16 protein-coding genes are annotated in these 19,900 nt (G+C 72.4%); 10 read left to right on the top strand and 6 right to left on the bottom strand.

Annotated features, from left to right (window positions below; all coding sequences use genetic code 11):
• Positions 1-12: 12 nt before the first annotated feature.
• The 3 genes from ABD987_RS04815 to rocD all read right to left on the bottom strand — a co-directional run bounded on the left by ABD987_RS04815 (position 13) and on the right by rocD (position 4,155).
• Positions 13-1,392, bottom strand: coding sequence for a glycoside hydrolase 5 family protein (locus ABD987_RS04815; RefSeq protein ID WP_345387332.1), 1,380 nt, complete (start codon positions 1,390-1,392; stop codon positions 13-15).
• A gap of 90 nt (positions 1,393-1,482) precedes the next feature.
• Entirely contained in the window at positions 1,483-2,850 is a 1,368-nt protein-coding gene (locus ABD987_RS04810; protein ID WP_345387330.1) for a DUF2252 domain-containing protein, read from the bottom strand.
• 102 nt (positions 2,851-2,952) lie between these two features.
• The gene (gene rocD / locus ABD987_RS04805; RefSeq protein WP_345387328.1) at positions 2,953-4,155 is read right to left on the bottom strand and encodes an ornithine--oxo-acid transaminase; all 1,203 of its coding nucleotides are present in this window, start codon (positions 4,153-4,155) and stop codon (positions 2,953-2,955) included.
• Between the two features lie 241 nt (positions 4,156-4,396).
• Between rocD and ABD987_RS04800 the strand changes: the two genes are divergently transcribed.
• From ABD987_RS04800 to ABD987_RS04790, 3 genes are read left to right on the top strand one after another with little or no spacing between them, the layout of a single operon-like run.
• Complete coding sequence (locus tag ABD987_RS04800; RefSeq protein ID WP_345387326.1) at positions 4,397-5,257, top strand: PPK2 family polyphosphate kinase; 861 nt, start codon at positions 4,397-4,399, stop codon at positions 5,255-5,257.
• Positions 5,258-5,277: 20 nt separating this feature from the next.
• Entirely contained in the window at positions 5,278-7,392 is a 2,115-nt protein-coding gene (locus ABD987_RS04795) for a S9 family peptidase (protein WP_345387324.1), read from the top strand.
• On the top strand, positions 7,389-8,345 hold the full coding sequence (locus tag ABD987_RS04790; protein ID WP_345387322.1) for an LLM class F420-dependent oxidoreductase: 957 nt from the start codon (positions 7,389-7,391) through the stop codon (positions 8,343-8,345). The genes ABD987_RS04795 and ABD987_RS04790 overlap by 4 nt, the downstream gene beginning before the upstream one ends.
• Positions 8,346-8,460: 115 nt before the next feature.
• Here the strand turns inward: ABD987_RS04790 and crcB are convergent, their stop codons facing one another.
• The 3 genes from crcB to ABD987_RS04775 are packed head-to-tail and all read right to left on the bottom strand — an operon-like array spanning position 8,461 to position 9,644.
• Positions 8,461-8,835, bottom strand: a complete 375-nt coding sequence (gene crcB / locus ABD987_RS04785) for a fluoride efflux transporter CrcB (RefSeq protein WP_345387320.1) — start codon at positions 8,833-8,835, stop codon at positions 8,461-8,463.
• The gene (locus tag ABD987_RS04780) at positions 8,832-9,173 is read right to left on the bottom strand and encodes a DUF190 domain-containing protein (protein WP_345387318.1); all 342 of its coding nucleotides are present in this window, start codon (positions 9,171-9,173) and stop codon (positions 8,832-8,834) included. The genes crcB and ABD987_RS04780 overlap by 4 nt, the downstream gene beginning before the upstream one ends.
• A gap of 48 nt (positions 9,174-9,221) precedes the next feature.
• A complete protein-coding gene (locus ABD987_RS04775) occupies positions 9,222-9,644 on the bottom strand; it encodes a fluoride efflux transporter FluC (RefSeq protein WP_345387315.1) in 423 nt (140 codons plus the stop codon).
• Positions 9,645-9,791: 147 nt separating this feature from the next.
• Between ABD987_RS04775 and ABD987_RS04770 the strand changes: the two genes are divergently transcribed.
• The 7 genes from ABD987_RS04770 to ABD987_RS04740 all read left to right on the top strand — a co-directional run bounded on the left by ABD987_RS04770 (position 9,792) and on the right by ABD987_RS04740 (position 19,868).
• On the top strand, positions 9,792-11,246 hold the full coding sequence (locus ABD987_RS04770; RefSeq protein ID WP_345387313.1) for a pyridoxal phosphate-dependent decarboxylase family protein: 1,455 nt from the start codon (positions 9,792-9,794) through the stop codon (positions 11,244-11,246).
• Positions 11,243-12,544, top strand: coding sequence for a lysine N(6)-hydroxylase/L-ornithine N(5)-oxygenase family protein (locus ABD987_RS04765; protein WP_345387311.1), 1,302 nt, complete (start codon positions 11,243-11,245; stop codon positions 12,542-12,544). The genes ABD987_RS04770 and ABD987_RS04765 overlap by 4 nt, the downstream gene beginning before the upstream one ends.
• Before the next feature lie 76 nt (positions 12,545-12,620).
• Positions 12,621-14,417 (top strand): IucA/IucC family protein, encoded by a 1,797-nt coding sequence (locus ABD987_RS04760; protein WP_345387309.1) that lies wholly within the window; start codon positions 12,621-12,623, stop codon positions 14,415-14,417.
• Complete coding sequence (locus tag ABD987_RS04755; protein WP_345387307.1) at positions 14,414-15,745, top strand: type I glutamate--ammonia ligase; 1,332 nt, start codon at positions 14,414-14,416, stop codon at positions 15,743-15,745. Before ABD987_RS04760 ends, ABD987_RS04755 begins: the two co-directional genes overlap by 4 nt.
• 52 nt (positions 15,746-15,797) lie before the next feature.
• Positions 15,798-16,547, top strand: coding sequence for a phytanoyl-CoA dioxygenase family protein (locus ABD987_RS04750; protein WP_345387305.1), 750 nt, complete (start codon positions 15,798-15,800; stop codon positions 16,545-16,547).
• Positions 16,548-16,647: 100 nt separating this feature from the next.
• Positions 16,648-17,775 carry a serine hydrolase domain-containing protein gene (locus ABD987_RS04745; protein ID WP_345387303.1) on the top strand — a complete coding sequence of 376 codons (1,128 nt, stop codon included), beginning with the start codon at positions 16,648-16,650 and terminating at the stop codon, positions 17,773-17,775.
• 203 nt (positions 17,776-17,978) lie between these two features.
• Entirely contained in the window at positions 17,979-19,868 is a 1,890-nt protein-coding gene (locus ABD987_RS04740; RefSeq protein ID WP_345387301.1) for an intein-containing Rv2578c family radical SAM protein, read from the top strand.
• The last annotated feature ends 32 nt before the right edge of the window (positions 19,869-19,900 follow it).

Below are 19,900 nucleotides of genomic sequence, written 5' to 3'. Positions count from 1 at the left end.
CTCTAACGCGGGCTAGGGAGTCACCAGCTTCGTGATGCCGCGTGCCTTGAGGTGGGCCTGGTCGCCCGCCCTGCTGTGGAGCACGAAAGCCGCGCGTGTCCCTTCCGACGCGAGGGCGAAGAAGGTGTCCGTCCCGCGCTGCGGATCGTCGTCCGGGATCACGATTCCCGTTGTCCGCGAAGCGGGTTTCGGGGGATTCCGGTCGAACTCGGCGGCGATCTCGCGGATCGCCCGGCCCGCGGGCTTGAGCTCGCGGTCGTTCGTGTACAGGCCGAGGTCGTATTCGAGCGGATTCAGTTTCGGGACGAGTGACGGCGAGACGTCGTGCGAGCACCACCAGGTGAACCCGTGGGTGTGCGCGCCGCTCGCGACGTTGCGCACCGAGCGCTTGATCCACTCACCCAGCTGTGGCCGCGTCTGGTCGCTGAAGTGGATCGACGGCGCGGCGCCGTCCTCCTGGATCCAGCACGGCCAGGCCGGGTCGTTCGCGTACGCCTGCGCGAGTTGCACGAGACGTTCGGCGTTGTGTGTCGCGAACGCGCCGAGCGGATCGGTCTTGAGGATGCCGAAGAACGAGGTCCACGGGTGGATCGCGGTGACCGCGCCCGCCGTGGCGAGGGTGGTGCGGCCGAAGTACCGGTCGCCGCGGGTGTCCCAGGGCGCGCGGTCACAGCCGACGGTGTGCCACTTGCCGGGCGCGACCTCCTCCGCCGTGCCGAGCAGGGTTTTCGCCCAGTTGTCGGCCTGCGCGACGGTGACGTCGAGGCCGGCGAACGAGTCCCAGTAGTAGTACGGCTCGTTCGACAGGTCGAAGCCCAGGAAACGTCGGTGCCGCCCGATACGCTCGGCGAGCGCGCGCAGGAGCGCGCGCTGGGCCTCGAGCGCGGCGGGGTCGGCGAACCAGTTGACCGGTTCGGGGGTGGTTTGAAGCCAGTTGGGTGTCCAGTAGCGGGCGGAGATGTGCCCGTTGAACACGGTGATCTCGACGTCGAGCCCGGCGTCGTCGGCGTAGTCGAGGAAGGTGTGCAGGCGGTCGAGCTTTTCGCCGCTGATCAGGTTCGGCTCGGGCTGGAAGTCCGACCACAGCAGCATCATCCGGATGTGGTCGAGGCCCAGCTTCGCGATGTCGTCCAGGTCGCGGCGCAGGTCGCGTTCGCGCCAGTCCTGCCACATGTGGAACCAGCGTGTCGAGGGCGTGTAGTTGACGCCGAGCCGGAACGCGCGCCGCCTTCCCCGCTGTGCCACCGGATCCGCCGCGGCCGACGTCGTCGCGTCCGGTGTCGCCGTGCCCTGCGCGGCCGCGGCCGGTGCCGCGAGGCCGCTCAGTGCCGTGCCCGCCAGTGCCGCGCCCACCGCGCCGCCGAGCACCGAGCGCCGCCGAACGTCCGCCATGCCGCCTCCTTCGCCGGTAACCGCTGACGAAGATCTAGCACGGCGGGGAATTCGTTCTCCAGCCTTGACGGGATTTCTGTCCCGTTCCGGTCAACTCGCGTTTCGGGTACGGGTGAAGGCGGCGTGGTCGGCTTCGGTCTGGTCGGCGTAGCGGACGGCGTAGGCGCCGATCGCCTCGTCGAGATCCTCGTCCTCGGCGAAGTAGCCCGCCAGCAGGCGCGGGTGCAGCGAGCGGGTGTGCGCGCGGGCGAGCAGCGCGCCCGCGAGGCGGCCGTAGTCGTCGAGGTGGCCCTTGTCCAGCTCGGTGGGGTCGAGGTCGCCCTTGAGGTTCCGGAACTGGCGCACGATGAACGGCCTGCCCTCGATGGTGGTCCAGCCGAGCAGGATGTCGGTCTCCGCCTGGACGAGCCGCGCGCCCTCGACGACGCGGCGGCCCTCGTGCTCGGGCGCGGGCAGCCCGAGATACCGGGTCAGCGCGGAAGGCTGGGCCTGCTTCACTTGCAGCACAAGGTCTTCGTCCTCGTTGCCGTGCAGGAGCGCGACGTAGCTGCGCAGCCCGACGCTGCCCGTGCCCACCACCCGGAACGCGACGTCGGCGACGCGGTAGCGGGCGGCCAGTGTCCGCCGTGACGCACGCAGGGTGTCCACATAGGACACCAGTCCGGCGGCGACCGCCGCCGCGGTCGCCGCGTCGACGTGGGTGAGCACCGGCGGGTCCTCGACGAACCGGTGCCTGCTCAGACCGGTCTCGTGATCGTCGATGCGCCGTGTCCACTTCGCGACGACCTTCTTGCTCGTGTTCTTGCGGGCCTTCTCGGCGGCGTCGGCGAAGTCGTCGATCAGCTCGTGCGCCCGCGCCTTGCTCAGCACCGACGAGTCGGGCAGCGCGCTCCACGACCGCAGGAAGGGCAGCTCGGCCAGCGCGCGGATGGTCCGCCGGTAGGACTTGACGGCGTCCTCGGCGGCTTCGCGACAGCCGGACTCACCGATCCCGCCCTCGCGCCCGGCCAGCACGAGGCTCGCCGAGAGCCGTTTGAGGTCCCACTCCCAGGGACCGGGCACGGTCTCGTCGAAGTCGTTGATGTCCATCACGATGCCGCCCTCTGGCGTGCCGTAGAGCCCGAAGTTGGCCGCGTGCGCGTCGCCGCAGAGCTGCGCCGTGACACCGGAAACCGGGGTGTGCGCCAGGTCGGCGGCCATCAGCCCCGCGGCACCGCGGTAGAACGTGAACGGCGAGGCGGACATCCGCTCGCGCCGCAGCTCGATCAGCTCCGGCAGCCGTCCGGCGTTGCTCGCCTCGAAGTACTCGTCGGGCGTCGGCCGGTCTTCGGCGGCCGCCGCGTGGTCGTGGGTCCGTGCCGGCGCCCGTTCCCGCAGCGCCTTGCCCCGCGCGTACGCCTCGTCCGGCGTCTCACTCCCGGCGACCAGCGGCCGCTCCACCCGTTCCCCTGCTCCCATGCCCTCCCCAACGTCCACACCGGACACCGGGTTCCAAAGTCCGTGAATGCCACATTGAGGGATTCAGAGTCCCTCAATGTGGCATTCACGGACCACGCCGGGTCAGGAGGCGCGGATCACCTGGGCGATGGCGTCGACGCCGCGGTCCAGGTCGGCGCGGCCGATCACCAGCGGGGGCGCCAGCCGCAGCGTGCAGCCGTGGGTTTCCTTGCACAGCACGCCCAGCCCGGTCAGCGCCTCGGACGCCTCGCGGCCGGACGGGCCGCCGGGGGAGATGTCGATCCCGGCCCACAGGCCCCGGCCGCGGACCTCGGCCAGCCCGTTCCCGACCAGCGCGCCGAGCCGCTCGTGCAGGTGTGCGCCGAGCTCCGCCGAGCGCTGCTGGAATTCGCCGGTCCCCAGCAGCTTCACCACCGCGCGCCCGACCGCGCACGCGACGGGGTTCCCGCCGAAGGTCGATCCGTGCTCGCCCGGCCGCAGCACGCCGAGCACCGCCCGGCTGCCGACCACCGCCGAGACCGGCAAGATCCCGCCGCCGAGCGCCTTGCCGAGCGTGTAGACGTCGGCGCGGACCCCTTCGTGGTCGAGCGCGAGCACCGTGCCGGTGCGGGCCAGACCGGACTGGATCTCGTCGGCGATGAGCAGCACGCCGTGCTCGTCGCACAGCCGCCGGACCTCGGCGAAGTACCCGGCGGGCGGCACGTTGACGCCCGCCTCGCCCTGGATCGGCTCCAGCAGCACGGCGGCGGTGCGCTCGGTGACCGCGTCGCGCAGCGCGGCCGCGTCGCCGTACTTCACCGTCACGAACCCCGGCGTGAACGGGCCGAACCCGGCCCGCGCGGTCTCGTCGGTCGAGAACGACACGATCGTGGTGGTGCGGCCGTGGAAGTTCGAGCCGGCCACGATGATCTCGGCGGTGCCGTCCGGCACGCCCTTGACCTGGTGGGCCCACTTGCGCGCCACCTTCACCGCGGATTCGACGGCCTCGGCGCCGGAGTTCATCGGCAGCACCATCTCGGTGCCGGTCAGCTCGGCCAGCTCGCGGCAGAACAGCCCCAGCTGGTCGTGGTGGAACGCGCGGGAGGTCAGCGTGACGCGGCCCAGCTGCTCGGTGGCGGCGGCGATCAGCGCCGGGTGCCGGTGCCCGAAGTTGAGCGCGGAGTATCCGGAGAGGAAGTCGAGGTAGCGGCGGCCCTCGACGTCGGTGACCGTCGCGCCTTCGGCCTCGGCGATCACGACCGGCAGGGGATGGTAGTTGTGCGTGCTCCACTGCTCGTCGAGCGCGATGAAGTCGGCGGTACTCATGCGGTCGCCTCGCTTCGCGAGACTGTGTTCAATCCTCTTTGGCGCATGACGTCCTCGATTCGCTCGCAAGCGTCGCTCATGCGTTCAGGCTAAGCGTTGAACCCGGAGAGTTCATCCGGGAAACGTTGCTTCCACCATTCGATCGTTGCGCAGTCACGGCCCGGAACCAGCGAAACGCTGCGTGGCCGGTCTGGCACCTTTCGCCGGGCGATCGGCCACGAACATGGTTATCGTCCCCGGAATGGCGAAGAAGCAGGACCCGGTGAGCCGGGTGCGGGACGCGTTGCGCGTGACCAAGGACGTGACCCTGCCCGCGCCCGGCTCGTCCCCGGTGGGGCCGGAGAAGAAACTCAAGGCGGAGAAGAAGTTCGACAACGCGGGCGAGCGGTTGTCGGCACTGCAGGAAGCGCTTTACGCCGAGGGCGCCGGCGGTGGCGGCCGCAGTGTGCTGCTCGTGCTGCAGGGCATGGACACCTCCGGCAAGGGCGGCACCGTCGGGCACGTGCTCGGCCTGGTGAACCCGATGGGGGTGCGCTACGCGGGGTTCAAGAAGCCCACCGCCGCCGAACGCCGTCACCACTTCCTCTGGCGCGTGCGGCGTCAGCTGCCGTCGCCGGGGCTGATCGGCGTGTTCGACCGGTCGCACTACGAGGACATCCTGGTCCCGCGCGTCCAGAAGCTCGTGCCCGCCGCCGAGTGGCGCAAGCGCTACGCCGAGATCAACGCCTTCGAACGCGAACTGGCCGACGAGGGCACGACGGTGGTCAAGGTGTTCCTGCACATCTCGCCGGAAGAACAGCTCAAACGGCTCACCGCCCGGTTGCGGCGACCCGAGAAACGCTGGAAGTTCGACCCCTCCGACCTCGAAGCCCGTGCCGCGTGGGACGCCTACCAGGCCGCCTACGCCGACGTCCTGCGCCGCACCTCGACCGCCGCCGCGCCCTGGTACGTCGTCCCGGCCGACCGCAAGTGGTACCGCAACTGGGCGGTCGCGGAGCTGCTGATCGAGACCATCGCCGAGATGGCGCCGAAGTTCCCGGAGCCGGGTTACGACGTCGACGCGGAGCTGGCGAAACTGGCCGCTGTTGGCGTCGGCGGCTGACCATCTGAAAGAGTGCGGGCGTGACCGACAGCTCGTTTGACACCCTCCCGTTCCTCCGCCGCCAGTCCCGTACCCAGCGCTTCACCCTGGGCGCGCCCAAGGAGTTCCGGGTCGCCCCGGACGGTTCGCGCGTGCTCTTCCTGCGCGCCGGGTCCGGCACCGATCCCCGGCACAGCCTGTGGTCGCTCGACCTGGCCTCGGGCGAGGAGACGAAGCTGGTCGACGCCGCCGAGCTGCTGCCCGGCGAGGAGGAGCTGCCCGCCGAGGAGCGGGCGCGGCGCGAGCGCAGCCGCGAGACGGGCGGCGGGGTGGTCGGCTACGCCGTCGACGACGCGTTCACCGTCGCGGCGTTCTCGCTCTCGGGCAAGCTCCACACGCTCGACCTGCGCACCGGCGCCGTGTCGGTGCTGGTCGAGGGCTCGGTGATCGACCCGAGGCCCAGCCCGGACGGGACACACGTGGCCTACGTCCGCGACCGCCGCCTGCGCGTGATCGAGCTGGCCACCGGCGAGGACCGCGCGCTGGTCGAAGAGGACGGCGAGGACGTCGCCTGGGGCCTCGCGGAGTTCATCGCCGCCGAGGAGATGGACCGCGTCCGCGGCTACTGGTGGGCGCCGGACGGGCGGAGCCTGCTCGTCGAGCGCTCCGACCGGGGGCCGGTGCCGCGCTGGACCATCGCCGACCCGGCCAACCCGCAGAATCCGGCCAACGTCGTCGCGTACCCGGCCGCGGGCACCCCGAACGCCGAGGTGTCGCTGGCGGTGCTCGGGCTGGACGGCAGCCGCGTCGACGTCGCGCGCGGGGACTGGGAGTACCTGGTCTCGGTGCACTGGTCGGCCGCGGGCAGTCCGCTGCTGACCGTGCAGACGCGGGACCAGCGCCGGATGGAGATCCTCGCGCTCGACGTCGCGGACGGGTCGGTCGCCACGCTGCACGCCGAGGTGGACGGCCGCTGGGTGGAGATCACCCAGGGCGTCCCGGCGTGGACGCCGGACGGGAAACTGGTGCGGGAGAGCGCGGCCGACGGCGACCACCGGCTGGTGATCGACGGGGTCGCGGTGACGCCGCCGGGGATGCAGGTCCGGTCGGTGCTGCACGTCGGGGACGAGGTGCTGTTCAGCGCGTCCGAGGACGACCCGACGCAGATCCACGTGTATCGCACCGAAAACGGCACCGTGCGTCGGCTGTCCACCGCGGACGGTGTGCACCACGGCGCCGGTACCGCCGCGCTGACGGTGCTCGCCTCGTGGAGCCTCGAGTACAGCGGGCCGAAGGTGTGCGTGCTGCGTGACGGCGAGCGCGTCGCGGAGGTCGTTTCGTCCACTGTGGACCCTGAGGTGGTGCCGAACCTGACCTGGCTGACGCTGGGGGAGCGGGGCCTGCGTGCCGCGCTGCTGCTGCCGCGCGGGTACGAGGAGAGCGAGGGCAGGCTGCCCGTGCTGCTCGACCCGTACGGCGGGCCGCACGCGCAGCGCGTGCTGCAGAGCCGCAACGCCTTCCTGACCTCGCAGTGGCTGGCGGACCAGGGTTTCGCGGTGCTCGTCGCGGACGGGCGCGGTACTCCGGGCCGGGGCCCGGAGTGGGAGAAGGCGATCTCCGGCCGCCTCGCCGACGTCACGCTGGCCGACCAGGTCGACGCGCTGCGCGCGGCCGCCGAGCGGCATCCGGAGCTGGACACCGAGCGGGTCGCGATCCGGGGCTGGTCCTACGGCGGGTACCTGTCCGCGCTGGCGGTGCTGCGCCGCCCGGACGTCTTCCACGCGGCCGTCGCGGGTGCCCCGGTGACCGACTGGGCGCTCTACGACACGCACTACACCGAGCGGTATCTCGGGACGCCGCAGGAGAATCCGCACAGCTACGAGCAGAACTCGCTGATCGCGGACGCCGGGGAGCTGAGCCGGGCGCTGCTGATCATCCACGGGCTCGCCGACGACAACGTGTTCGTCGCGCACGCGCTGCGGCTCTCCTCGGCGTTGCTGGCCAAGGGGCGCCCGCACGTGTTCCTGCCGCTGGCCGGGGCCACCCACATGACGCCGCAGGCCGAGGAGGTCGCGGAGAACATGATGCGCACGCAGGTCGAGTGGATCTTGCGTGAGCTGTCCGCTGTCGCCGCCGTGAAGGAGGACGCCTCATGAGGAGCCGCTGGGGTCTGACGATTCCGCTGACCGGGGTGCCGCTGCCCGCGCACCGTGAGCTGGTCGAGCGGCTGCCCGACCTGGGTTACACCGACGTGTGGTCGGCCGAGACCGCGGGTACCGACGCGTTCACGCCGCTCGTGCTCGCGTCGCAGTGGGCGCCTTCGCTGCGGCTCGGGACCGCGATCGTGCCGGTGTACACGCGCGGGCCGGGGCTGCTGGCGATGCAGGCGTCGACGGTGGCGGAGCTGGCGCCGGGCCGCTTCGTGCTGGGCATCGGCGCGTCGTCGCCGGTGATCGTGGAGAACTGGAACGCCGCGTCCTTCGAGGCGCCGTTCGCGCGGACGCGGGACACCCTGCGGTTCCTGCGTTCGGCGCTGACGGGCGAGAAGGTGAGTGAGAAGTACGAGACGTTCTCGGTGGGCAAGTTCCGCCTGGAGCGTCCGGTGGACCCGCCGCCCTCGGTGATGGTGGCGGCGCTGCGTCCTGGCATGCTGCGGCTGGCCGCGCGCGAGGCGGACGGCGCCATCACGAACTGGCTGGCCGCGTCGGATGTGCCCCGCGTGCGCGGCGAGATCGGCCCGGACGTCGAGCTGGCGGCGCGGATCTTCGTGTGCCCCACCGAGGACGCCGCGGCTGCGCGGGGACTCGGGCGGATGCTGATCTCGAGTTACCTGACCGTGCCGGTGTACGCGGCGTTCCACGAGTGGCTGGGGCGCGGCGAGCTGCTCGCCCCGATGCACGAGGCGTGGGCGGCGGGGGACCGGAAGAAGGCGAACGAGGTGATCCCGGACTCGGTGGTCGACGAGCTGGTGATCCACGGCAGCCCCGAGTCCTGCCGCGAGCAGGTCCAGTCCTATGTGGACAACGGGCTGACGACGCCGGTCATCGCTTTGCTGCCCACCGGCGGCGACCCGTTCGACCAGGTCCGCGCCCTCGCCCCACGCCGATAGCTCCCGACCCAGTGGCCCCCAAGTCCCGGGCGGTGGAGACATGCTTGTGAAAGTCTCTGAAGGCCACCTTGAGGGCGTTCTGGTCCCTCAAGGTGGCCTTCAGAGCACGTCGGCGTCAGGACCACAGGAGCGAGGCGAGTAGCAGGCCCAGGGTGCCCGATGCCAGGCCCGCGAGCACGGTGACCACGACGTTCACCACCGCGTAGAGCCGCGTCTTCTCCAGGAACAGCCGCAGCGTCTCGTATCCGAACGTCGAGAACGTGGTCAGCCCGCCGCAGAAGCCCACCGAAACCAGCGCCCGGATCGCCGAGGGCTGTCCGCCGTGCAGCGCCCAGCCCGACAGCAGGCCGAGGATCAGCGAGCCCGCGACGTTGACGGTCAGGGTGCCCCACGGGAACGTCGAGCCACGCCACTGCTGCACGCGCCGGTCGGTCAGGTAACGCAGGACGGCACCGAGGCCGCCGCCGAGCGCCACGAAGAGCAGGGTCACTTCGGCTGCCTGCCGACGTAGCGGACCACCTCGACCTGGTCGAGGGTGACCAGGCCCTCGCCGATCAGCTCGTCCAGCTGCGGCAGGAACTCCCGCAGCTTGGGCTCCTCGTCGATGATCACGACCACCACCGGCAGGTCCTCCGACAGCGACAGGATCCGCGTCGTGTGGATGAGCGAACTCGCGCCGTAGCCCTCGATCCCGCGCAGCACCGACGCCCCGGCCAGCCCGGCGTCGCGGGCCCGGCGCACGATCTCGTGGTAGAGCGGCTTGTGGTGCCAGTGGTCGTCCTCGCCGACGTAGATCGTCAGGCGGGTGGCGGTTCCCGATTCCTCCATCGTTGCCCCTTTCCGGCGCTGTCCCCTTCGGCGCTGTCCCCTTCGGCGTCACTGTCCCTTGTGGAGGGTCCGGTCGGTCAGGGCCCTGGTGCCGGTGAATCCGGCGGTGACGGCGCACAGGCACAGCAGCACCGACGCCGCGACGTAGCCGAGCCCGGCCGTGATCCGGCCGGTGTCCAGTGCGTCGAGTGTGTCGACGACGAACGTCGAGAACGTCGTGAAGCCACCGAGCACCCCGACCCCGAGGAAGGGGCGCAGCAGGTGGTGCGGCTGCGCGGTGGCGTTGATGACGGCCATCAGCACGCCGATGAGCAGGCAGCCGAGCGCGTTCGTGAGCAGCGTCGACACGGCGAACGCGCCGCGCGCGTGCGGCAGCGCCACCGACAGCCCGTACCGGGCGAGACTGCCGAGCGCGCCGCCCGCGCCGATGGTGAGCAGGACATCCCACCGGGTCGCCGGAGTCACAGGCATAAGCAGCAGTTTCTCACCCGATGGCGGACGCGTCGCGGCGGGCGGGTCGACCATGCTGGACGCCGGGCGCCACCCGGATGCCGGGCACCGGACGGTGTCCGTATTGTTGCTCAGGGTAGGCAAGGCAACCCTAAGAAAGGCGGGTCCATGCGGGAAGAGTCCCTCGCCGGTGGTCATGGCGGCGCCGCGCGGCTCGGTGAGCTGATCCCGGTCGCACTCGGCGCGATGGCCGCCGGTGTCGCCGAACGGGGCGGGCCGGTACCCGCGGGCGGGCCAGCGGCGGTCGCGGCCGCCCTCACCGCGGCCGGGGGCGGGACGGGGACCCTGCCCAGGACGGGGGTCGGCGCCGAACGCGCGCTCGCGGAGCTGAGCCACCTGCTCGCCGCCGGCTCGGCCGATCCGGCGGACCCGGCCTGCGCCGCCCATCTGCACTGCCCGCCGCTGGCCGTCTCGGTCGCGGCCGACGTCGTCGCGAGCGCGCTCAACCCGTCCATGGACTCGTGGGACCAGGCCCCGGTGGCCAGCGAGCTGGAGCGCGCCTTCACCACCGGGATCGCCCGGCTGTGTTACCCGGACGCGCCCGGTGCGGACGCCGTGGTGACCTCGGGCGGGACCGAGTCGAACCTGCTCGGTCTGCTGCTCGCCCGCGAAGCGGCCCCCGGCGTCCCGGTCCGGCCGGTGTGCGGCGCCAACGCGCACCACAGTGTCGCGCGCGCGGCGTGGCTGCTCGGCCTGCCCGCACCGGTCGTCGTGCCGTGCGAGGACGACCGCGTGCTCCCGGCGGCGCTCGCCGGGGCGCTCGCGGCGGTGGACGGCCCGGCGGTCGTCGTCGCCACCGCGGGCACCACCAACACCGGCGCGATCGACCCGCTGCCGGAGATCGCCGCGCTCTGCCGGCGGGCGGGTGCCCGGTTGCACGTGGACGCCGCGTACGGCGGAATGGCCTTGTGCGGCCCGGAACTACGCTCCCGGCTCGCGGGACTTGACCAGGCCGACTCGGTCGCGCTGGACATGCACAAGTTCGGCTGGCAGCCGGTCGCGGCCGGGCTGCTCGCGGCCAGGGAGACCGGCGACCTCGCCGCGCTGAGCGTGCGCGCGGAGTACCTCAACGCCGACGACGACACCGAGGCCGGGCTGCCGGACCTGCTGGGCCGTTCGATCCGGACCTCGCGGCGCCCGGACGCGTTCCGGATGGCGGTCACCCTGCGGGCGCTGGGCACCGACGGGATCGGCGCGCTGGTCGAGCGCTGCTGCGCCACCGCTTCGGACGTCGCGGCGCTGGTGGCCGAGCATCCGGGGCTGCGGCTGCTCGCCCCGCCCGCGCTGTCCACTGTGGTCTTCCGGCCGGTGGCCGCCGACGAGTTGCCCGAACCGGACGAGTTCGTCGCGGGCGTCCGCCGCACGCTGCTGGAGGCGGGCACCGGGGTGATCGGCCGCGCCGCGCTCCCGACCGGGCCGGACGGGGCGCCGCGGTTGTGGCTCAAGCTCACCCTGCTGCACCCGCACGCGACCGTCGAGGACTACCGCGCGCTGCTGGAGAAGGTGGTCGCCACCGCGGACGCCGAGCGCGCGGCCGCGCCGGGAAGCCCGGTGGTGTCGTGAGGATCCACGACGTCGCGGGCGTCGGCATCGGCCCGTTCAACCTCTCCCTCGCCGCGCTCGCCCAGCCGGTCGACGGGCTCGACGTGGCGTTGTTCGAGGCGCGGCAGGAGTTCCGCTGGCATCCGGGGCTGCTGGTCGAGGGCGCGACGCTCCAGGTCCCGTTCCTGGCCGATCTGGTGTCCCTCGTGGACCCGACCAGCCCACTGTCCTTTTTGAACTACCTGCGGGAACGCGGGCGCCTGCTGCCGTTCTACTTCGCCGAACGCTTCCACCTGCCGCGCGCCGAGTACGACGACTACGGGCGCTGGGCGGTGGCCCGGATCCCGGGCTGCCACTTCGGGCACGAGGTGACCGGGGTGCGCTGGGTGGCCGATCGGAAGGCCTTCGAGCTGACGATCTCCGGCGCGGAACCGGTGCTGGCGCGGTCGGTCGTGCTCGGTGTCGGCTCGGTGCCCTCGGTACCGGAGCCGTTGCGCCGGTTCGTCGGGGATCCCGGCTCGCTCGCGCTGCACTCGGCCGACTACCTGGCCCACCGGGACGCGCTGCTGGCCGCCGCGAGCGTGACGGTGGTCGGTTCCGGGCAGTCCGGCGCGGAGGTGTTCCTCGACCTGCTGCGTTCGCGGTCCACAGTGGACGGATTGCGCTGGGTCGCGCGCACGCCCGCGTTCGCGCCGATGGAGTACTCGAAGCTGGGACTGGAGCAGTTCACGCCCGACTACACGGCGTTCTTCCACGACCTGCCCGAGGCGGTGCGTGACGAGCTGCTGCCCGCGCAGTGGCAGCTGTACAAGGGGATCGACGCCGAGACGATCGCCGCGATCCACGACGAGCTGTACCGGCGCAGCGTCGGCGGCGGCTGGCCGGGGGCGACACTGACGCCGGGTGTCGAGATCGTGTCGGCGTCCACTGTGGACGACGGGTTCGCGCTGGAGGTGCGGCACGTCCAGCAGGCCCGGACCGCGACCGTGCGTACCGCCGCGATCGTGGCCGCGACGGGCTACGCCGAGACACCGACCGGGCCGCTGCTGGCCGGGCTGGGCGACGCCGTGCGCCGGGACACGCGGGGGCGGCTGAAGATCGGCGCGGACTACCGGGTCGAGCTCGACCCGGCGATCGGCGGTGCGCTTTTCGTGCAGAACGCGGAGAAACACACGCACGGCCCCGGCGCGCCCGACCTCGGTCTCGGCGCGTGGCGCGCGGCGGCGATCCTCAACGCGGTGTGTGGGCGGCCGGTCTACGAGCTGCCCGCGCGCACCGCGTTCACCACCTTCGGGCTCGGGAACGGACAGGAGCGATGAGCGAAGCTTGCGGGCGACTCATGGATGTCATGCGCCAAGAGGAATTAGGCACTGTCGCGCGGAGTGAGGCGATCGCATGAGGATGGACAACGCGGGAGCGTGGCGGGCCGCGGGCGCGCTGATCACGCACAAGATGCTCGGCGAGCTGTCGTACGAGGGGATGCTGGTCCCCGAGGCGGGGGAGGAGACCGGCCGCGGTCACCGCTGGTGGCGGCTGGGCCTGCCCGGCGGCGTCGGCTACGCGTTCCAGGCGCGGCGGGGCGCGTTCGAGTCGTGGACGGTCCTGCCCGGCAGTGCGACGCGGCGGGTGGGCGACGGTCCCGAAGTGCCAGCCGACGACCCGCGCACGCTCGTCGTCGACGCCAGGGAAACGTTGGGGCTGACCGGTTTGCGGCTCGCCGACGTACTGGCCGAGCTGACCGCGACGGTGGCCAACGAGGCCGCGCGGCTCCGGCGCGCGCCGAGCGCGGCCGCACTGTCCACCATGGACTACAACCTCGCGGACGGACACCTGACCGGACATCCTCGGCTCGTGCTCAACAAGGGCCGCGTCGGGTTCTCCGCCGCCGACCGGGCCCGGTTCGCGCCCGAGTCCGGCGCGGACATCCGGTTGCGCTGGTTCGCCGTCCACCGCGACCACGCCGAGTTCCGCTGCGTCGAAGAGCTGAGCGCGGAGTCCCTGCTGGCGGCCGAACTCGGCGAACAGCAGCGTGCGGAGTTCACCGCGCGGGTGGCCGCGGCGGGTGATCCGGCCGACTACGTCTGGGTGCCGGTGCACCCCTGGCAGGCCGACGAGGTCATCGGGACGCTGTACGCCGCCGAACTGGCCACCGGAGCGATGATCGACCTCGGCGAGTCGGCAGACCACTACCGTCCACATCAGACGGTGCGGACGCTGGCGAACCTGAGCAGGCCCGACCGGCACGACGTCAAGACCGCGGTGTCGGTGCGGAACACGCTGGTCTACCGGGGACTCAACTCGGCGGCCACCCTGGCGGGCCCGTCGGTGACCGCCTGGCTGCGGCGCGTCCACGACGCGGACCCGCTGCTGTCGGAGAAGTACCGGTTCGAGCTGCTCGGCGAGGTGGCGAGCGTGTCGGTGCGGCACCCGCTGTTCGGCGCGCTGGAGGAACTGCCCTACCGGTTCCACGAGACGCTCGGCGCGCTGTGGCGCGAACCGCTGGTGGCGCGGCTGGCCGAGGGGGAGCGGGCGATCTCCTTCGCCGCGCTGCCCTACCGCGACGCGGACGGTGTCTCGGTGCTCACCGAGCTCGCCACCCGGTCCGGCGCGGACGCCGAAGCGTGGCTGGCGCGGGTGTTCGACCTGCTGCTCACCCCGCTGCTGCAGTGGCTGCTGCGCTACGGCGTCGGATTCTGCCCGCACGGCCAGAACCTGGTGCTGGTGACCGATTCCGCCGGGTACCCGCTGCGCGTGGTGATCAAGGACTTCGCGCAGGGCGTCGACCTGATGGACCAGGATCTGGCCTGCTACGCCGACCTGCCGCCGGAGGCGGCCGCGGACATGCTGCGCTGGGCGCCGCACCTGCTCGCGCAGTCGCTGTTCAGCTCGGTGTTCTCCGGGCAGCTGCGGTTCTGGGCGGAGATCCTGCTCGACGACCTCGGCCTGGACCGGGCGCGGTTCTGGGCGCTGGTACGGGCCGTGGTGGGCCGCTACCGGGACGAAAACCCCGACGTCGCCGAGCGGTTCGACGCGTGCCTGCTGTTCGCGCCGGACGTCGAACGGGTGACGCTGAACCGTGAACACCTCGCCGGGCAGGGGTTCGACAAGGTCGAGCGGGACGACGAGTTCGACGTCCGCTGGGGCCGGGTGCCGAATCCGCTGCACGGGCCGGACCCGGAGGGCGCCTGGTGAGCCCGTTCGCGCGGCCGGTCGGCGCGCGGACCCTCGCCGGGCGGGCGGCGGCGGGCGGCGTGGCCGCCGAGGTGTTGCGGGCCCGGCTCGCCGAACCAGGTGCGCGGCTGCTCCTGCTCGTGCCCGATCCGCACACGCGGTTCGCCATGGTGGAGCTGAGCGCGCCGTTCGCCGCCGAGGTGCTCGACGACGGGTACGGCGTGTGCAGCTACGTGCTCGCGTGGACCCCGGACCGCGATCCGCTGCCGGTGCCCGACGACGGCGCGCTCGCCCGGTACCTCGGCGGGTTCGGGGATCTGGTGACCACCCCGGACCCGGCGTCGGCGGTGGCGCTGGACGAACGGGTCTGGGCGGTCGTCGGCGACGTCGCGTGGCCGGACGGGGAACCCGCGGCCGTCGCGCCGCGTACGGTCCTGCGCGGGCAGCTCGCGGCACTGGAGGAGCTGGGACTGGCCCCGTCGGTGGGGATCGAGCACGAGGTCGTCTTCCGGGACCCCGGCGGCGAGCCGCTGACCGCGCACGGCGTGGACTACGCGGTCGGCGGGACCGAGCCGATGGCGGCGCTGCTGGGCGATCTCCGGTCCACTTTGGATGGTGTGTGTCTCGGGGTGGAGTCGGCGCGGGCGGAATGTCATCCCGGGCAGTACGAGATCGTGCTGCGGCACCGGGACGCCCTGTCCGCCTGTGACGACTCCCTGCTGCTGCGGATGGTCGTACGCCGGGTCGCGGCCGGCCACGGCGTGCTCGCCGACTATTCGGCGGCGCCCGCCCCGGGGCAGGGCAACTCCGGGCACGTCCACCTCTCACTGTCCACAACGGACGGTTTGCCGATCGGTGCCGGGCTTTCCGGCCCGCTGGCGGGTTTTCTCGCCGGGGTGCTCCGGTACGCGCGGGCGCTGACGCCGGTCTGGGCGCCGACGTGGAACAGCTACGCCCGGCTGCGGACCGCGCCGTTCTCGCCGCGGGTGCTGCGCTGGGGTACCGACGACCGCACCGCGTCGGTGCGGCTCGCCGGGACCGGCGCCGGGCAGCGGCTGGAGTTCCGCTTCGCCGGTGCCGACGCCGCGCCGCACCTCGTGGTCGCCGCGCTGCTGGCCGCGGGGCGGGCGGGGATCGCCGAAGGGCTGGTGCCGCCCCCGGCCGGGCAGGTGACCGGTGAGCTGGCGGCGACACCGTGGGAGGCGCTGGCGGCGTTCGAGGACGAGGCACCGAAACTGCTCGGGGAGGACGTCGCCGAGCTGATCGCGGCGCTGCTGCGCGCGGAGATCGACGCCGGGCTGGACGCGGTCACCGACTGGCAGCGCACCCGGTCCGCCCTGCGCTCCTGAGCCGCGCGAAAAGGGTTCGCTCGGCCGGTCCCGGGGTTCTACGCTGCGGATCATGCTGGATCAGCGACAGCGGGACGAATTCACCGAACGCGGCTTCGTGGTGATTCCCCGGGTGGTGCCGGAAAACGTGGTGGCGGAGGCGACGCGGGGCATCGACGCGCTGCTGGCCGCCGACCCGCCGGAGGCGCACGTCACCGGTCCGCACTTCTTTTTCCCCGACGCGGCCGACGTCCCGGCGCTGCTTGCCCCGCTGACCGGGACTCCCGCGTGGTCGTACGCGGAATCCCTTGTCGGCGTGGGGAAACTCGACGTGCCGGGGCAGGTGCAGGTCGCGCTGAACATCCCGCCGTTCTCGCACCGGCCCGGTATGCACCACATCGACGGGTATCCGCCGGGCCCGGACGGGCGGCCGTACACGTTCACGATGCTGGCCGGGGTGCTGATGTCCGACCAGCTCGGGGAGGACGGTGGCAACCTGTGGGTCTGGCCGGGCACGCACCTGACGCACGCGGAGTACTTCCGGGAGCACGGGCCGGACGCGTTCTTCGCCGCGGGTGGTTATCCGCCGATCCGGCTGCCCGAGCCCGAGCAGATCCGGGGCAGGGCGGGCGATCTGCTGCTGGCGCACTACCTGCTGGGCCACAACATCGGGGGCAACACGGCGGCGGAGACCCGGCGTGCGCTGTACTTCCGGCTGAAGCGGACCGGGCACGACCCGCGGTGGCGCGAGTTCCTCCAGGACCCGTGGCTCGACTACGACGCGTTCCCCCCGAGGTCCCCGAGGACCCCTCCACGACACTGAAGTGAAACCGCTGGCCACGAGGTCGTGTCATCGGGATTTCATGGGCTGTGCCTAGTGTCCGATCCGCGAGCAACACGACTCGAAGGTGGGGAGCACGACAGTGTCGAAGAGAACCTTGACCTGTGCGGTGGCCGTGCTGGCGGCCGCCGCGTTCACCGTGTCGGTCCCGGCCGCGGCCCAGGCCGCGGACGATCACGCCGGGACCAGGGCTTTGCTGGACCGCGCGTTGCGGAACGCGCCGGGCGCGGCGGTGTTCGCCGGGAACGCCGCCGGTTCCTGGTCGCTGCGGTCCGGGACGGGCGACACCCAGGCGGCGAAGCCGATCCAGCCGGACGAGCACCACCGGATCGCCAGCCAGACCAAGACGTTCACCGCCGTGGTGACGCTCCAGCTGGCCGACGAGGGCAAGGTGGCGCTGGACACGCCGATCGAGACCTACCTGCCCGGCGTGGTCGACGGCAACGGCTACGACGGCACCAGGATCACCGTGCGGCAGCTCCTGCAGCACCACACCGGGATCCCGGTGAACAACAATCCGCGTCCCCGGCAGAACCCCGACGGTTCCTACACACTGCGGGAAGTGGTGCGCGAGGGGCTCACGCTGAAGCCGAGTTCGGCGCCGGGCACCAGGTTCGAGTACTCCAACACCAACTTCGAGATCCTCGGCCTGCTGATCGAGAAGGTCACCGGGAAGACGGTGGGCGAGGCGATCACCGAGCGGATCATCACCCCGCTCGGCCTGCGCGCGACGAGCTACCCGCGTGGCGGCGACCGGACCCTGCCCGCGCCGTACGTGCACGGGTACGCCGGCGGGCGGGTCGGCCCGATCTTCTTCTGGGTGGACAACACGACGAACCTGGAGCCGTCGATGTTCGGCCCGGCCGGTGCCGTGGTGTCCACGATGTCCGACGTGACGGCGTTCTACCGGGCGCTGGCCGAGGGCAAGCTCGTCTCGCCCGCCGGGCTGGCCGAGATGCGCAGGACGATTCCCTGGGAGGGCGCGCCCGCGGGCTACGACTACGGGCTCGGCCTGCTGAAGCACACGCTGTCCTGCGGTGGCGACGCGTGGGGTCACCCCGGCAACGTCCTCGGCTACGCGACCTGGACGGCGGCCACGGACGACGGGCGCTACGCGACCGTCGTGACCAACACCATGAACGCCGCCCCCGGCACCACCGGTGACGATCTCCGCTTCGAGATCCTCGACGCCGCCATGTGCGGCCGCTGAGCGGTATTCCCGATCCGTCCGTTGTGGTCCGTGGGGGCCTCCTTGAGGGACCTGTAGTCCCTCAAGGAGGCCCCCACGGACCGTAGGCGACCCCGGCGAATATGTCCTTTGTGGACAGAATTGAGCGGCCGGAACGGGCTGTCGCTTCCCTGTGATCCGAAACCGGTTTGACAGCGCATTAGAACGTGTGTTCGACTGGCAGGGTGCGATGGGAACGACAGCGGGTGGGGGTGGAGCCGGTACTCCCGGGCCTGGAGGGTCTGGTGCGGACGGTGCGGCCACCGGAGTTCGACGGGGTCACCTTCCACGAGGTGCGGGCTCGTTCGGTACTGAACAAGGTGCCGGAGGGCTCCGGCGTCCCCTTCGGCTGGACGGTCAACCCGTACCGCGGCTGCTCCCACGCCTGCACGTACTGCCTGGAGGGCGGCACCCGCGTCCTGCTGGCCAACGGGCGCACACGCGCGCTGGCCGAACTGCGCGTGGGCGACCGGATCTACGGCACGCGCGGGCACGGTTCGGCACGGGGACTGGTGCCGACCACCGTGCTCGCGCACTGGTCCACGCTGCGCGAGGCGTACCGGGTCACGCTCGACGACGGCACCCGGATCGTCGCGGGGGAGGACCACCGGTTCCTGTCCGCGCGCGGCTGGCGGTTCGTGGCGGGCAGCAGGCTCGGCGCCGCGCAGCGCCCGCACCTGGCCGAGGGCACCGAGCTGGTCGGTGTCGGCGCGTTCGCGGCGACACCGGACGACACGCTCGGCTACCGCGCCGGCTACCTGTGCGGGATGCTGCGCTCCGGCGGGTTCGCCGTCGAGCCGGAGGCTACCGCCCGCGCCGTCGGCTACCTGCCGGACTTCGGCTCCTCGGTGGGATTCCTGCGTGTTCCCGGGACGCCCGACGCGCACTGGCGGCGGGGATTCCTCGCCGGGCTCTTCGACCTCGCGGGCGGGTACCGGCGCGGCGCGCTGTGGATCACCCACGAGGACCAGGAGGTCCTCGGCGCGCTGCGGGCCGCGCTCGACGCGTCCGGCTTCGGCTACGACGTCGCCGAGCGCAAGCCGGGGCGGTGCCGGGTGCGGCTGCGCGGCGGCACGGGCGAGGTCATCCGGTTCCTGCACACCTGCGATCCGGCCGTGGGCAGGCGGCGGTCGCTCGACGGGGCGGTGCTCGGGACGAGCCGCCGCCGGGTGGTCTCGGCCGAGCCGCTGGGGCTGCGGCTGCCGCTGTTCGACATCACCACCGGTACCGGCGACTTCGTGGCCGACGGGATGGTGTCGCACAACTGCTTCGCCCGCAACACCCACACCTACCTGGACTTCGACGCGGGCCGCGACTTCGACACCCAGGTCGTGGTGAAGGTCAACGCGCCGCAGGTGCTGGCCGCGCAGCTGCGGCGTCCCGGCTGGGCCCGCGAGCACGTCGCGATGGGCACCAACACCGATCCGTACCAGCGGGCCGAGGGCCGCTACCGGCTGATGCCGGGCATCGTCACCGCGCTGGCCCGCTCGGGAACGCCGTTCTCGATTCTCACCAAGGGCACCGTGCTGACCAGGGACCTGCCCCTGCTGGAGAGCGTTTCGGCCGACGTCCCGGTGAGCCTGGCGGTGTCGATCGCGCTCCTGGACCGCGAGCTGCAGCGGCGGCTCGAACCCGGCACGCCGGGCCCGGCCGCGCGGCTGGAGCTGGTCGAGAAGGCGCGGGCCGCCGGCCTGCCGTGCTCGGTGCTGGTGGCCCCGGTGCTGCCGTGGCTGACCGACTCCGCCGAGGCGCTGGACGCCCTGTTCGCGCGGCTCGCCGAGGTGGGCGCGAGCCGCGTCACGGTGCTCCCGCTGCACCTGCGGCCCGGCGCCCGCGAATGGTTCGCCCGGTGGCTGGCCAGGGAGTACCCGGCGCTGGTGCCGCGGTACAAACAGCTGTACGCGCGCGGTAGCTACGTTTCGAAGGCCTACCGCGAGCGGCTCGGCGAACGGGTCGGGCCGCTGCTGCGGCGGTACGGCCTCGACCGGCCACCGGCCCTGCCCGGGCAGCGGAGTCACCGCGCCGAGCCGGTCGTGGCCCCGGCGAATCCGGCGGAGCAGCTGCGGCTGCTGTGATCAGCCGGGTCTGCCTGACGTCCGCCGACGGC

The sequence above is a fragment of the Amycolatopsis samaneae genome, from assembly GCF_039541975.1.
Classification (GTDB): Bacteria; Actinomycetota; Actinomycetes; order Mycobacteriales; family Pseudonocardiaceae; genus Amycolatopsis; species Amycolatopsis samaneae.
The sequence above is the reverse complement of the archived record's forward strand: the minus strand, read 5'-3'. Positions and strand labels throughout refer to the sequence as shown.

Bases quoted from the DNA above. Each gene is read 5' to 3' on its own strand.
- ABD987_RS04815 (WP_345387332.1), bottom strand. From the start codon at position 1,392: ATGGCGGACGTTCGGCGGCGCTCGGTGCTCGGCGGCGCGGTGGGCGCG.
- ABD987_RS04810 (WP_345387330.1), bottom strand. From the start codon at position 2,850: ATGGGAGCAGGGGAACGGGTGGAGCGGCCGCTGGTCGCCGGGAGTGAG.
- rocD (WP_345387328.1), bottom strand. From the start codon at position 4,155: ATGAGTACCGCCGACTTCATCGCGCTCGACGAGCAGTGGAGCACGCAC.
- ABD987_RS04800 (WP_345387326.1), top strand. From the start codon at position 4,397: ATGGCGAAGAAGCAGGACCCGGTGAGCCGGGTGCGGGACGCGTTGCGC.
- ABD987_RS04790 (WP_345387322.1), top strand. From the start codon at position 7,389: ATGAGGAGCCGCTGGGGTCTGACGATTCCGCTGACCGGGGTGCCGCTG.
- ABD987_RS04780 (WP_345387318.1), bottom strand. From the start codon at position 9,173: ATGGAGGAATCGGGAACCGCCACCCGCCTGACGATCTACGTCGGCGAG.
- ABD987_RS04775 (WP_345387315.1), bottom strand. From the start codon at position 9,644: ATGCCTGTGACTCCGGCGACCCGGTGGGATGTCCTGCTCACCATCGGC.
- ABD987_RS04770 (WP_345387313.1), top strand. From the start codon at position 9,792: ATGCGGGAAGAGTCCCTCGCCGGTGGTCATGGCGGCGCCGCGCGGCTC.
- ABD987_RS04760 (WP_345387309.1), top strand. From the start codon at position 12,621: ATGAGGATGGACAACGCGGGAGCGTGGCGGGCCGCGGGCGCGCTGATC.
- ABD987_RS04750 (WP_345387305.1), top strand. From the start codon at position 15,798: ATGCTGGATCAGCGACAGCGGGACGAATTCACCGAACGCGGCTTCGTG.